This is a genomic window from Rhizobium beringeri (assembly GCF_004306515.1).
Taxonomy (GTDB): Bacteria; Pseudomonadota; Alphaproteobacteria; order Rhizobiales; family Rhizobiaceae; genus Rhizobium; species Rhizobium beringeri.
In genome coordinates this window covers 3,670,711-3,684,976 of record NZ_SILG01000001.1, presented here as the reverse complement: position 1 = coordinate 3,684,976, position 14,266 = coordinate 3,670,711, and the positions used below count along the sequence as shown (strand labels likewise).

The following is a 14,266-nucleotide window of genomic DNA, read 5'->3' as shown; positions in this document are numbered from 1 at the left end:
TCAGATATCCAGCTTGTCGATCATCGGTTGCGTGATCAGGCAAATGCCGCTTTCCGTCCGCCGGAAGCGCTTGGCATCGAGCTCGGGATCCTCGCCGACGACCAGGCCTTCCGGAATGACGACGCCATGGTCGATCACAACATTCTTGAGCTGCGCGCGCCGCCCGATCTTCACGTTCGGCAGGATGACGGCCCCTTCCATCTTGGAGAAGGAGTTGGCCCTGACACCCGTGAAGAGCAGGCTGTTGTTGAGCATGGCGCCCGAGATGATGCAGTCGCCTGACACGACGGAGGAGGTGGCCGAGCCGCGGCGATCCTCGTCGTCATGGACGAATTTCGCCGGCGGGGTGATCTCGGCATAAGTCCAGATCGGCCAGGACTTGTCGTAGATGTCGAGCTCCGGAACGATCGCCGTCAGGTCGATATTGGCCTGCCAATAGGCATCGATCGTGCCGACGTCGCGCCAGTAGGGCTCGTGCTCGAAATCCGAACGGACGCATGACTTGGCGAAGCGGTGGGCGACCGCCTTACCGTTCTTGACGATATAGGGGATAATGTCCTTGCCGAAGTCGCGGCTCGAGGTCGGGTCGGCGGCGTCGCGGCGTAGCGCATCGAGCAGGAACTTGGTGTGGAAGACGTAGATGCCCATCGAGGCGAGGGCGAAATCCGGCTTGTCGGGAATGGGCGGCGGATCGGCCGGTTTCTCGACGAAGGCGATGATCTCGTCCTTGTCGTTGACATGCATGACGCCGAAGCCGACCGCTTCCATGCGCGGCACTTCCAGGCAGCCGATGGTGACGTCGGCGCCGGAATCGACGTGCTGCTGCAGCATCCATTCATAGTCCATCTTGTAGACGTGGTCACCGGCGAGAATGACCATGTATTCGACGCCGTAATCCTGGATGATGTCGATGTTCTGATAGACGGCATCGGCCGTGCCTTCATACCATTGCGTCTCGGAGACGCGCTGGCTGGCCGGCAGGATATCGAAGCTCTCGTTACGCTCGGGGCGGAAGAAGTTCCAGCCGCGCTGCATGTGACGGATCAGCGAATGCGCCTTGTATTGCGTCGCGACGCCGATGCGGCGGATGCCGGAATTCAGGGCGTTCGACAGGGCGAAATCGATGATGCGGGCCTTGCCGCCAAAATAGACGGCCGGCTTGGCACGCCGGTCGGTGAGTTCCTTGAGACGGCTTCCCCTACCGCCTGCCAGGACATAAGCCATTGCATCGCGGGCAAGTGGCTGAACGCGCTTTTCTACCATTTTCTCCTCCCACCAGTCACTAATTTTCAGGTTCAAGCATGATTGTCGCCAAGGGCGGCAAGGTAATCGAGCAGGTGATGTTGCCGCCGGCATCGACGGCCTGCACGCGCCCGCCATTGCCCTTGCCGCTGCCGCCGTAAATGTCGGCATCGGTGTTCAGGATTTCCCGCCAGCGGCCTGCGGACGGCAGGCGGATCGAGTAGTTCTCGCGATAGACAGGGGTGAAATTGGTGATGACGGCGACCGGCTTCTGGCCCGGCGCCTTGCGCAGCCAGGCAAAGACGGAATTCTGGTGGTCGTCTGCGACCAGCCATTCGAAACCTTCGCCCTCGCAGTCACGCTCATGCAGTGCCGGCTTGCTGCGATAGGTGAAATTGAGGTCGCGCACCAGGCGCCGCATGCCCTCGTGCATGCGATACTGAAGCAGGTTCCAGTCGAGTGCCTTCTCCTCGCTCCACTCGCTCCACTGGGCGAATTCCTGGCCCATGAACAGCAGCTTCTTGCCGGGATAGCCCCACATATAGGCGTAGTAGGCGCGCAGATTGGCGAATTTCTGCCAGTCATCGCCTGGCATTTTGGCGATCAGCGAGCCTTTTCCGTGGACAACCTCGTCATGGGAGAGCGGCAGGACGAAATTTTCCGAATAGGCGTAGAGTAGGCCGAAGGTGAGCTCGTTGTGGTGGTGCCCGCGGTAGATGGGATCGCGGCTCATGTAGCTCAGCGTGTCGTGCATGAAGCCCATGTTCCACTTGAAGCCGAAGCCGAGGCCGCCTTCATGGACGGGCTGCGAGACCTTCGGCCAGGAGGTCGATTCCTCGGCGATGGTCATGACGTTGGAATTTTTGCCGTAGATGCGGATGTTGAGATCCTGCAGAAAACGCACCGCTTCGAGGTTCTCGTTGCCGCCATATTCGTTCGGGATCCATTCGCCGTGCTTGCGTGAATAATCAAGGTAGAGCATCGAGGCGACGGCATCGACGCGCAGACCGTCAAGATGGAATTTTTCGGCCCAGTAGAGCGCGTTGTTGACGAGATAGGAAACGACCTCGGTGCGGCCGAAATTGTAGATCGCCGTGCTCCAGTCCGGGTGGAAGCCCTTGCGCGGGTCTTCGTGCTCGTAGAGGGCTGTGCCGTCGAACCAGCCGAGGCCGTGCTCGTCGGTCGGGAAATGCGCCGGCACCCAGTCGAGGATGACGCCGATGCCGACCTTGTGGCAGCCGTTGACGAAACGGGCGAAACCTTCCGGCTCGCCGAAACGAGCGGTCGGCGCGTAGAGGCCGGTCGTCTGATAACCCCAGGAGGGATCATAGGGGTGCTCGGTGATCGGCAGGAATTCGATATGGGTGAAGCCCATGTCGGCGCAATAGGGGATGAGGCTGGAGGCGAGCTCGTCCCACGACAGCATTGTGCCGTCCTGTCGGCGTTGCCAGGAGGCGGCATGCACCTCGTAGATCGAGATCGGCTGGCGGCGTTTGTCGGTCTCGCGCCAGTGCTTCAGATGGGCTTCGTCTTCCCACTCCTGCACCAGTTCGGCGGCGGTGATGGAAGCGGTCTTCGGTCGGAGTTCGCTGCGGCGGGCAAAGGGGTCGGCCTTCAACGGCAGCAATACGCCGTCCTGGCCGCGGATCTCGAACTTGTAGGCGACGCCGATCGGTACGTCAGGGGCAAAGATCTCCCAGATGCCGCTATCGGAGCGGAAGCGCATCACGTGGCGACGGCCGTCCCAATTGTTGAAATCACCGACGACGGAGACGCGCTGCGCATTCGGCGCCCAGACGGCGAAATGGATGCCCTGGGCGCCGTCATGCTTGATGAGGTGGGCGCCCATCTTGTCGAACAGGCGCAGGTGCGAACCCTCGCGGGCGAAATAATCGTCCATCGGTCCGAGCACCGGACCGAAACTGTAGGGATCAGTGACTGCCCATTCGGCATCCCCGCGCCGGGCGCGGTAACGCACCGGCTGGAGCTTGGTGAGGGAAACCGGGCCGGCAAAGATGCCGTCGGCATGGAGCTGTTTCAGTTCGCCGATGACGCTGCCGTCAAGCGTCATGGCGGTTACCTCCTCCGCGCCCGGGATGAAACACCGGGCGACGAAAGCGTCGCCGGCCTGGTGCACACCCAGGACGGCAAAGGGATTGGAATGCGAGCCGGCAAGGATTGCCGTGATTTCATCTGCCGAAATTTCCCAGGAAAGCTTTACTTCAGGGACGGTCTTCGGCGTTTTCATCCGGCTCTCCAGATTTCGTCTGCATATTGCCTGATGGTACGATCGGAAGAGAACCAGCCCATCCGCGCCGTATTGTTGATCGTCTTGGTGTACCAAGCGGACTGGTTGGTCCAGATCTGGTCGACTTCCCGCTGGGCCTGGGCATAGGCGTCGAAGTCGGCAGCGACCATGAACCAGTCATGCGAATAGATGCCGTCGATCAGCGCCGTGTAGCGATTGCGGTCATCAGGCGAGAAGACGCCAGAACCGATAGCGGCAAGCGCCTGGGCGAGTTCGCGCGATCCCTCGATGATGGCGCGAGGATTGTGGCCGTCACTACGGACCTTCGACACCTCGTCGGCCTTGAGGCCGAAGATGACGATGTTGTCCTCGCCGACATTGTCGCGCATCTCGACATTGGCGCCATCGAGCGTGCCGATCGTCAGCGCGCCGTTCAGGCCGAACTTCATATTGCCCGTGCCGGAGGCTTCCATGCCGGCGGTCGAGATCTGCTCCGAGAGGTCGGCGGCCGGAACCATGACTTCGGCGAGCGAGACATTGTAATTCGGCACGAAGACGATTTTCAGCAGGCCGCGTACCGACGGATCGTTGTTGATCGTGCGGGAGACGTCGTTGATCAGCTTGATGATGAGCTTGGCATTGTAATAACTCGGCGCCGCCTTGCCGGCGAAGAGTTTCACGCGCGGCACCCAGTCGAGCTCGGGATGCGAGCGGATCTGGTCGTAGAGCGCGACGGCCTCGATGATGTTCAGCAGCTGGCGCTTGTATTCGTGGATGCGCTTGATCTGGATATCGAACATCGCCGACGGATCGAGCTTCACACCCATGCGGCTGGCGACGAGGTTGGAGAGTGCCACCTTGTTGGCGCGCTTTACCGCTGCGAACTTCTGCTGGAAAGCCGGATCGGAGGAATGCACGTCGAGCGCACGCAGCTTCTCGGCGTCATCCAGGAATTCGTCGCCGATCGCCTCGCGGATCAGGCCGGTGAGACCGGGATTGCACTGCTGCAGCCAGCGGCGCGGCGTGATGCCGTTGGTCTTGTTGTTGATGCGGTCGGGATAGAGCTTGTGCAGGTCGGCGAAGACGGTGACCTTCATCAGGTCGGTGTGCAGCGCCGAGACGCCATTGATCGAATGCGAGCCGACGAAAGCCAGGTTGCCCATGCGCACGCGGCGGTCGCCGCTTTCATCGATCAGCGAGATCGATCGGATTTCGCCATCGGAGAAGTTCTTGCCCTTGCGGGCGTCGATCAGGATCTTGGCATTGATCGCATAGATGATCTGCATATGGCGCGGCAGCAGACGCTCAAACAGCGGCACCGCCCAGCTTTCCAGCGCTTCGGGCAGAAGCGTGTGGTTGGTGTAGGAGAAGGTATGGCGGGTGATTTCCCAGGCCTGGTCGAAATCCATGCCATGCACGTCACAGAGCAGGCGCACGAGCTCGGCGACCGAGACGGCTGGGTGGGTGTCGTTCAGCTGGATCGCCACCTTGTCCGGCAGCGAGGTGAAATCGTCATATTGCTGCAGATGGCGGCGCAGGATGTCCTGCAGCGAGGCCGACGAGAAGAAGAATTCCTGCCGCAGGCGCAGTTCCTGGCCGGCCGGGGTGGCGTCGGCAGGATAGAGAACCCGGGTCAGGCTTTCGGCCTTGTTGCTTTCGCGGAGCGCGCCAATGTGGTCGCCGGCGTTGAAGGCATCGAGCAGGATCGGATCGATCGGCTGCGCCGACCAGAGGCGCAGCGTGTTGACGCGCTTGCCGCGCCAGCCGACGGCCGGCGTGTCGAAGGCCGCGGCAATGACGCGCTCGGCCGGTTTCCAGACATAGCGCGGCTGGTCGTCATGGGTGGTGATGAATTCGACGGCGCCGCCGAAGCCGATTTCATAGGAGCTTTCGCGGCGCTCGAATTCCCAGGGATTGCCATGGGCGAGCCAGTTTTCCGGCAGTTCCACCTGCCAGCCGTCGGCCAGCTGCTGGCGGAAGAGGCCGTGAACATAGCGGATGCCGTAGCCATAGGCCGGAACGTCGACCGTCGCCATGCTCTCCATGAAACAGGCAGCCAGGCGGCCGAGGCCGCCGTTGCCGAGTGCGGCATCCGGCTCCAGGCCGGCGATGACGTTGACGTCGACGCCGAGCGAGGCGAGTGCGTCGCGCACTTCCTCCATCAGGCCGAGGTTCGAAACGGCGTCGCGCATCAGGCGGCCGATCAGGAATTCAAGAGAAAGATAATAGACGCGCTTGGCGCCGGTTGCATAAACCTCGCGTGTGGACGCCATCCACCTGTCGATAATGCGGTCGCGCACCACCAGGATCGTCGCCGTCAGCCAGTCATGTGGCTTTGCCACCTTGGCATCCTTGCCGATGCGGTAGGTCAGACGTTCGATGATTTCTTCAGCGAGAATTTCCGGCCTTGAACTGCGAGGGGCGGGGGAGGGGATGATCGGCTTGGAAACAGTGTTCATCGTCAGGTCTCGCCAATTTTAATTTTGTTTCAGGATGTTATGCCTGATTCAATCAATTTGTCGCTTGCGCAGCCGACAGTTTATGCATCGTTACTAAGCACTTGCAACAAAGGATTTGGGCAAACGAAAAATTTGCGAAACCTTCATATTCACACGGGTTGAGGGGGTTGATTTCAATCGCTTTTCTCGATCTGATGGGCCGAACGAGGATAACGAAAAGCCGCTCCGGTTTGTTCCGGAGCGGCTATTTTGTTCGGCTTTTGGCCGGGACCGATCGTCAGTTCGTCAGGCGCGTCAGCTGTGCGGAGGCTTTCGCTCCGATCGCCTTGAAGGCGGCAAGCAGGTCTTCCATCTTTTCCGCCTGGAAATAATGGGCGTCATCGGAAGCGCAATAGTGCAGCAGCGCCTGCCCACCCTCGGGTGCCATGAAGGCGATCGTATAGATTTCAATGCCCTTGGACTTGGCGGCGTCGCATGTCTTCTTGGTCGCAGTGTCGTAGGAACGGCCGTTGTTGCTATCGTTGTTATTGTCGCCGTCTGTCATAAAGACGATGTACTTCTTGGGCACTTGCCCGGTCTTCTGCTTGTGGGCGGCGTCTTCGGCGTCATTGCCCGCGGCGTTCTTGGCGGTGAGAGACGTGTAAGCCGTATTCACTGCGCCGCTTGAATTCGTGCCACCTCCCGACTGAAGCGCGTTGACATAGCTCGTGACAGCGGTAGTTCCCCAAGCCAGACTGCTGGCAGGGTATTCAATGATATCGTAGGATACCGCGCCTGTGCGTACATATTCGGCATTGGGATCCGCGCTATTGAGCTGGCCGAAGAGATTGCCGGCGGCGAGCTTCAGTGCTTCTATTTTTGTGTAATAACGCGTACGCGTGCCGGTGCAGGTGTCGTAGATTGTCTTACCGTTTTTGTTGAGGTGAGGGTTGCATTTATAGGTGAATGATTCCGTCATGACGGTGGCGGTATCATCTCCCATTGACCCCGATTTATCGAGTGCGAGGAACATGGAGATCGAGCCTTGGGTCTGTGAATGCCCGCCGACCGTCGTGCCAGAGGTCGAGAGATGCTGTGTCTTGAAGCCAACCGCCTGCATCAGCGGATTGACCGTGAGGTCGTAACTCGGCGAAACCGTTACTTGGTAGGATGTCGATTTGCCCGATGTCGTTGTTTGGACATTCACGCCCGTTGAGCTCTTGATATCGGTGCCGCTCTGCAGGTAATTCGCCATCTGCCCCGCGACGAAATTCCGTGCAAACGTTTCGGCCTCAGCGGTTGAGATCGTGCCGTTCGCCAGCGCGGTGGCGGTTGCTAGCGCCGCCGAATCGGCTGCTTCCTGCAACTGCTGCTTCGACAGCAGCATATCGCCCACCTGGATCGCCATGCCGGCCGCCCCAAAAAGGACGGGCAGCAGGATCGCCGTCATCATTCCGAAATTGCCGCCACGGTCGCCAAGCATGCGACGCAGGCAGGGATTTTGTAAAAAGGAGGTGCTCATCATGTTCACCCGTATATGGAGGCCCTATGGGTGATATTAGGCACGCTCCTCCTTTCCGCTGTCCTTACGGCGTCAATAGAATTTTAACGAATCGTCGGATTTTTCCAGTTTTGGGATTATTTCAGCGGGATCACGTCGACCGCCTGGACGGCGCGTTGACCGCCATAGCTTTTCAACACGCCGATGACGGGAACGACGTCGGAATAGTCGCGGCCAAAGGCGACGACGATGTGGTCCGTGCCGGCGGGGATGTTGTTGGTCGGATCGAGCTCGATCCAGCCGATCGTCTCACCACACCAGATCCGCACCCAGGCATGCATGGCGTCCGCTCCTTCCAGCCGTTCCTTGCCGGGGGGTGGGATGGTGCGCAGGAAACCGGAGACGTAGCCGGCCGGAATGCCGAGGCTTCGGAGCGCCAGGATCATGATGTGGGTGAAATCCTGGCAGACGCCGCGCTTCAACTTGAACGCCTCGAGCGGCGTCGTGTCCACCGTCGTCGCGTCGGGGTCGTAGGTGAAATCCTTGTTGATGCGGGCACAGAGCGCATGGGCGATCTGCATCGCCGTCAGCTCAGGCATGGCACAGCTTCGCGCATAATCGGCGATCTCGCGCGCTTGGGTCAGGCGCGGGCTGTCGCCAAGGAAATGGTGCGGCGAATCCGGCGCCAACGACCAGATGCCTGATATCTCCTCCGGCAAGTCGGCAAGCAACGGCGAGAAATCGGCGGCGATCGGCTGGCTTTCCACCTGCACGCGGGCTTGCATGCGAATGTCGAGCGTCTCGTGCGGCGCGCGCAGCATGAAGGAGGTGGTGGGATGATGGAAGAAATCGACGAAATGTGACTGCTCGTCCGGCGTCGGCGAGATGGTGATCGAGCCGGCGACCAGGCGCTGCCGGTTGGGCAGCGACAGCGGCATCAGGCGCATGACGTGGCGGGCGCCGGAGGCCGGCACGTCGTAGCTGTAACCCATGTGGAGGGAGAGATCGTAGAGCATCGCCGTCACCCGAGATAGGTCTGGGCGAGCAGATCGGAAAGCTGCTCCAATTCGCGTTCGAGCCGTTGATAGACCTCGACCCCCATGCCCTCCGGCGTCATCACCGCCAGGCCGGAATGGAGCCGCATCGCCTCGCGGTAGAAGGGCGACATCTGGCCGTTGATCAGGGCATTCGGCAGTTGCTCGACCTCGTGGTGGATCTCGTTCACCTGGAAGAGGACCGAGCGGGGGTTCAGGGGGTCGAGCGCCAGCAAGTCGGTGACGGTCAGCCGTGCCGTGTTGACGTTGTAGCGGCGGCGGTGGGTCATGACGCTGTCGCCGATCTCGAGCAGCATGTCGAGGGCGCCGTCGGGCGCTTCCGGGCCGGACATGTGGCCGAGCAGGCGCGTCATGTGCAGGCCACGCTCGATATAGCGGCCGAGCGAGAGGAAGCGCCAGCCGGTGAAGCGGTACATGTTCTCGTGCACGAGGCCGGCGAAGCCCGCGAGTTTACGCAGAAGGATCGTCATCGCATGGCTGGCATCGTCGCCGGCAGCGACGGTGACGTGAAAGCGGCGGGCGGTCTTGGCGAGATCGTTGAGTGCCAGCCAGCCGTCCGGCGAGAAACGGTCGCGGATGTTGCTCGCCGAATAGACGGCGCTGTCGATGTTGCGCAAAAGCGTTTCCGGCACGGCCTCGGCGGTATCGATATCGACGGCCGTGAGATACTCGGAGACATCGGCAAGCAGCGGCTGGTTCGGATCGGCAGCTTCGGCGTAACGCGCATGCCAGGCGCGCAGGATGCGCAGTGCGCCTTCGGCGCGTTCGATGTAACGGCCGAGCCAGAACAGATTGTCGGCTGCCCGGCTTGGCAGGCTGCCCGGCATGTTGCGGGTGAAGCTGCCCTCGGCCGGCAGCAGCGTGTGGCGCTCGACCGGCTTGTCGCTGACGATCCAGACGTCGGCGGCGGCTCCGCCCGACTGCATGGCGATCGCTGCGACATCGGCGCCGGAGCCGATGCGGGCAAAACCGCCGGGCATGATCTGCCAGCCATTTGCGGTGCGGGCGGCGAAGACGCGCAGCGACATCGGCCGCGGCACGAGTTTGCCGTCCACCCAGGCGGGCGTCGTCGACAGCGTGACGACCTCCTGGCCGACCAGTTTGGGGCCGTCCGAACTCAGCCAGTCGGTGATGGAATCCCGGGCGGTGGCACGCAGCGAGGAGCCGAGCACGGATTCGCCGTTGTCGTCGAAGAAGGGTGCCCGGGAATAGGCCGGGCCGATGACCATCTTCTCAATGTTCTTTGCGACGTGCTCGCGCTCTTCCTTCTGGCCGCACCACCAGGTGGCGATCGAGGGCAGTTGCAGATCCTCCCCCAGCAGACGGTGGCAGATGGTCGGCATGAAAGCCAGAAGCGCCCGGGTTTCGAGAACGCCGGTGCCAAGCGCATTGACGATGGTGACGCTTTCGGCGCGTAGCGCTTCCACCAGGCCGGGCGTGCCGATATGCGAATTCTGGTTCAGCTCCAGCGGATCGGCAAAGGCCGAATCGAGACGGCGCCAGAGTACGCCGATCGGCTTCAGACCGGCGACGGTGCGCACCATGACACGGCCCTTGACGACGGTCAGGTCTTCGCCCTCGAGCAGCATGAAGCCGAGATAGCGGGCGATGTAGGCGTGCTCGTAGTAGGTCTCGTTGGCGGGGCCGGGCGTCAGTACGGCGATGCGGTCGTCGCCCGAATGTTTCATGCCCTGAAGCGCGTCGCGGAAGGCACCGAAGAAGGAGGCGAGACGGTGGACCGGGGTTTCGGCGTAGATATCCGAGAAGGCCCGGGTTGTCGCGACGCGGCTTTCCAGCGCGAAACCGGCGCCTGAGGGCGCCTGCGTCCTGTCGGCCAGCACCCACCAGTTGCCGTCAGGTCCGCGGCCGATCTCGAAGGCGCAAAAATGCAGATAATGTCCGGAGCCCGGCCGGATGCCGGCGAGCGGGCGCTGGAATTCGGGATTGGCGGCCATCAGCGCCGGCGGCAGGACCCCTTCCTCCACCAGTCGGTTGTCGCCGTAGATATCGGCAACGATCGCCTCCAGCAGGTCGGCGCGCTGGACGAGGCCCGCCGACAGCGTCTTCCATTCGCGCTCGTCGATCAGCACCGGGATATGCGAGATCGGCCATTCGCGTTCGCCGGTGCCTTTGCTGCCATAGGCGCGGTAGAAGACCCCGGCATCCCTGAGGTAGCGGTCGGCGCGGGCGAAGCGCTCGGCAAGATCCTTTTCCGGCATTGCGCTCAGATGCGAGAGGAAACGCTGCCAGACCGGGCGGACAGCGCCTTTGTTGTCGACCATCTCGTCAGCGGAACCAGGAAGCGGCGCATAGTCGAAGGCCGCACCCTTGCCGATGCGGTCCTCTACCTCTCCCCTGCGCTCCGCTGCCGGCCTCTTACCCATCAAAACTCAAGCCCTAACCCCCGGCCTCAACCCTCGGCCTTAAATTCCGGCGGGTCGCCTCAAATCCAGCGTCAGCGGGAATTCAAGCGAACCTGTCTCGGCGCGCGGGATATAACCGCCCGCCGTATGTCCCCACGGCTCGAAGCGGGCGAGCCGCCTTGCTTCCGCCTCGTTGCCGTTAACCGGGAAGGTGTCATAGGTCCGGCCGCCCGGATGGGCAACATGATAGATGCAGCCGCCGATCGAACGCTTCGACCATGTATCATAAATGTCAAACGTCAAAGGTGTGTTGATCGGCAGGACGGGATGCAGGCCGGAGGACGGTTGCCATGCCTTGTAGCGGACGCCTGCGACCGACACGCCAGCGGTGCCGGTCGGCGTCAGCGGCAGGGTGCGGCCATTGCAGGTGACGGTATAACGCGCGGTATTGCTGGTTTCGAGCCGCACCTGAAGGCGCTCGACGGAGCTGTCGACGTAGCGGACAGTACCGCCCGGCGCGCCTTCCTCGCCCATGACATGCCAAGGTTCCAGCGCCTGGCGCAGTTCCAGCTTCGAGCCCTCATATTCGACTTCACCGCAGAAGGGGAAGCGGAATTCGAGCTGGGCCTTGAACCATTCCGGGCTGACATCGAAGCCGTTTTCACGAAGGTCGGCAAGCACGTCGAGGAAATCGGCCCAGACGAAATGCGGCAGCATGAAACGATCATGCAGGGTCGTGCCCCAGCGGACGAACTTGCCGTCGACCGGGTTGACCCAGAAGCGGGCGATCAGCGCGCGCACCAGCAATTGCTGGGCAAGCGACATGCGTGCGTTCGGCGGCATCTCGAAGCCGCGGAACTCGATGAGGCCGAGCCGTCCGGTCGGGCCGTCGGGCGAGAACAGCTTGTCGATGCAGATCTCGGCACGGTGGGTGTTGCCGGTGACGTCGGTCAACAGATTGCGGAACAGGCGGTCGACGAGCCAGGGCAGCGGCTGCTGGCCGCGGCCGGGAGCGGCGATCTGCGCCATGGCGATTTCCAGCTCGTAGAGGCTGTCGTGACGAGCCTCGTCGATGCGCGGCGCCTGGCTGGTCGGGCCGATAAACATGCCGGAGAAGAGGTAGGAGAGCGAGGGATGGCGCTGCCAGTGGAGGACGACGCTCTTCAAGAGATCGGGACGGCGCAGGAAGGGGCTGTTGTTCGGATTGGCGCTGCCGACGACGACATGGTTGCCGCCGCCGGTGCCGGTATGACGGCCGTCGATCATGAACTTGTCGGCGCCGAGCCGGGTGGCGCGGGCCTCTTCGTAGATCGCCGTGGTGATGTCGACGCAGTCCTTCCAGTTCGAGGCCGGATGAATATTGACCTCGATGACGCCGGGATCCGGAGCGACACGAATGACGTTGATGCGCTCGTCCTGCGGCGGTGGATAACCTTCGATATGGACCGGAAGCTTGAGTTCGGCTGCGGCGTTTTCGGCAGCCGCGATCAGCTCGAGATAATCCTCGATGCGCTCGACCGGCGGCATGAAGACGCAGAGCCTGCCGTCGCGCGGCTCGACCGACATGGCGGTGCGCACGGCACCGCGGAGCTCGCCGAGCGTTTGTTCGATCCGACCGCGATTGCTTTCGTCGGCATGGAAGGAGGCTTCCGGCATGGTGCGGCCGGCCGGTACGAAGACATCAGGCAGCGGTTCGCGCGGGATCGTCGGATCGGCGGGGTGGATATAGGGATAACGCGCCGGGGGGACATAGGGCAGCGTGCCGAGCGGCAGGCGGTAACCGATCGGACTGTCGCCCGGGACGAGAAAAATCTTGCCGCGGCGGGTGCGCCATTTCTCGCTGACCCAGACTCGGCTTTCGGCCGCCTTGGCGTTCCATGCCTGGACCGGAAGGACGTAACCTGTCGCGACGGTGAGGCCGCGGGCGAAGACGCGGGCGATGCGGTTGCGTTCCTCGGGATCCTTCAGCTTCGAATTCGCCGGATCGACATTTTCGGGAAGGTTGCCTTCCTTGATGATCCAGTCGGCTGGATCCTCATAGGCCGGCTGCACCATGTCAGGTTTGATCGCCAGTTCCTTTGCGATCGCCGTCAGCAGCTTCTCGGCATCCTCGGCGGTGACGCCGGTATCCTTGCCTTCGGCGGCGACCAGATCGAGGTTCTGCCAGACCGGCTTGCCGTCGCGGCGCCAGTAGAGCGAGAAGGTCCAGCGCGGCAGGCTTTCGCCCGGATACCATTTGCCCTGGCCGTAATGCAGGAAGCCGCCGGGGGCGAAGCGTTCCTGCAGCTTGCGGATCAGGATGTCGGCCTTTTCGCGCTTGGTCGGGCCGACGGCGGCGGTGTTCCACTCCTCGGACTGGAAATCGTCGATCGAAACGAAAGTCGGCTCGCCGCCCATCGTCAGATGCACGTCCTCGGCTTCGAGGACGCGGTCGACCTTCTCGCCGAGTTCGTTGAGTTCGTCCCAGCTTTCATCGGAGAAGGGCTTGGTGATGCGCGGGTGTTCGGCGACGCGCGAGACCTTCATGTCGAAGGCGAACTCGGTTTCGGCCTCGCCGAAATAACCGCCGGAAATCGGGGCGGCGTTGCGGTAATGCGGCGTTGCTGCAAGCGGGATATGGCTTTCGCCGGTCAGCAGGCCGGACGTCGGATCGAGGCCAACCCAGCCGGCGCCGGGCAGATAGACCTCCGCCCAGGCATGCAGGTCAGTGAAATCGACTTCGGTGCCGGAGGGGCCGTCGAGCGCCTTCAGGTCCGGCGTCAGCTGAATGAGATAACCGGAGACGAAGCGGGCGGCGAGGCCGAGATGGCGAAGGATTTGGACGAGCAGCCAGCTGGTGTCGCGGCAGGAGCCCTTGGCGCTTTCCAACGTTTCCTCCGGCGTCTGCACGCCGGTTTCCATGCGGATGACATAGCCGATCTGCCGCTGCAGGCGGGCATTCAGGCCGACGATCATATCGACCGTCGGCTGGTCGGGCGACCAGTCGAGCGTCGGCAGCAGCGCCTTCAGGCGCGGACCGGCCGGCTCCGGCGTCATGTAGATCGACAGATCCTCCTGGATCGTTTCAGGGTATCCGAAGGGCCACTTGGTCGCCTCTTCCTCGACGAAGAAGTCGAAGGGATTGTAGACCGTCATGTCGGCGACGAGATCGACCTCGATCTTGAATTCCGTCACCGGATCCGGAAAGACGTAGCGGGCAAGGTAATTGCCGTATGGGTCTTGCTGCAGGTTGACGAAATGGTTGGAGGGCGTGACCTTCAGCGAATGGCTGAGCACCCGTGTCTTCGAATGCGAGGCAGGTTTCAGCCGGATGATCTGTGGGCCGAGGCGGACCGGCTTGTCATAGGTGTAATGGGTCAGATGATAGATGCTGGCTTTGATCGACATATTTCTCTTTTTATCCGGCGCGCATCGTCGTG

At 62.1% G+C, this 14,266-nt stretch carries 7 protein-coding genes; all 7 read right to left on the bottom strand.

Annotated features, from left to right (window positions below):
• Window positions 1-1,263 carry a glucose-1-phosphate adenylyltransferase gene (glgC, locus tag ELH03_RS18445; RefSeq protein WP_018497547.1) on the bottom strand — a complete coding sequence of 421 codons (1,263 nt, stop codon included), beginning with the start codon at window positions 1,261-1,263 and terminating at the stop codon, window positions 1-3.
• 19 nt (window positions 1,264-1,282) lie between these two features.
• Window positions 1,283-3,490: a 1,4-alpha-glucan branching protein GlgB gene (gene glgB, locus ELH03_RS18440; protein WP_128403363.1), complete on the bottom strand. Its 2,208-nt coding sequence runs from the start codon at window positions 3,488-3,490 to the stop codon at window positions 1,283-1,285.
• Window positions 3,487-5,949: a glycogen/starch/alpha-glucan phosphorylase gene (locus tag ELH03_RS18435; protein ID WP_018243566.1), complete on the bottom strand. Its 2,463-nt coding sequence runs from the start codon at window positions 5,947-5,949 to the stop codon at window positions 3,487-3,489. Before ELH03_RS18435 ends, glgB begins: the two co-directional genes overlap by 4 nt.
• 277 nt (window positions 5,950-6,226) lie before the next feature.
• Complete coding sequence (locus ELH03_RS18430) at window positions 6,227-7,450, bottom strand: TadE/TadG family type IV pilus assembly protein (RefSeq protein WP_128412452.1); 1,224 nt, start codon at window positions 7,448-7,450, stop codon at window positions 6,227-6,229.
• A gap of 116 nt (window positions 7,451-7,566) precedes the next feature.
• Window positions 7,567-8,445, bottom strand: coding sequence for a transglutaminase family protein (locus ELH03_RS18425; protein ID WP_128412444.1), 879 nt, complete (start codon window positions 8,443-8,445; stop codon window positions 7,567-7,569).
• Between the two features lie 5 nt (window positions 8,446-8,450).
• Window positions 8,451-10,868, bottom strand: coding sequence for a circularly permuted type 2 ATP-grasp protein (locus ELH03_RS18420; protein WP_128403366.1), 2,418 nt, complete (start codon window positions 10,866-10,868; stop codon window positions 8,451-8,453).
• A 39-nt stretch (window positions 10,869-10,907) separates the two neighbouring features.
• Entirely contained in the window at window positions 10,908-14,234 is a 3,327-nt protein-coding gene (locus ELH03_RS18415; RefSeq protein ID WP_128403367.1) for a transglutaminase family protein, read from the bottom strand.
• Window positions 14,235-14,266 lie beyond the last annotated feature (32 nt).

Coding starts and splice junctions, on each gene's coding strand:
- glgB (WP_128403363.1), bottom strand. CDS start 3,490: ATGAAAACGCCGAAGACCGTCCCTGAAGTAAAGCTTTCCTGGGAAATT.
- ELH03_RS18425 (WP_128412444.1), bottom strand. CDS start 8,445: ATGCTCTACGATCTCTCCCTCCACATGGGTTACAGCTACGACGTGCCG.
- ELH03_RS18430 (WP_128412452.1), bottom strand. CDS start 7,450: ATGAGCACCTCCTTTTTACAAAATCCCTGCCTGCGTCGCATGCTTGGC.
- ELH03_RS18420 (WP_128403366.1), bottom strand. CDS start 10,868: ATGGGTAAGAGGCCGGCAGCGGAGCGCAGGGGAGAGGTAGAGGACCGC.
- ELH03_RS18415 (WP_128403367.1), bottom strand. CDS start 14,234: ATGTCGATCAAAGCCAGCATCTATCATCTGACCCATTACACCTATGAC.
- glgC (WP_018497547.1), bottom strand. CDS start 1,263: ATGGTAGAAAAGCGCGTTCAGCCACTTGCCCGCGATGCAATGGCTTAT.
- ELH03_RS18435 (WP_018243566.1), bottom strand. CDS start 5,949: ATGAACACTGTTTCCAAGCCGATCATCCCCTCCCCCGCCCCTCGCAGT.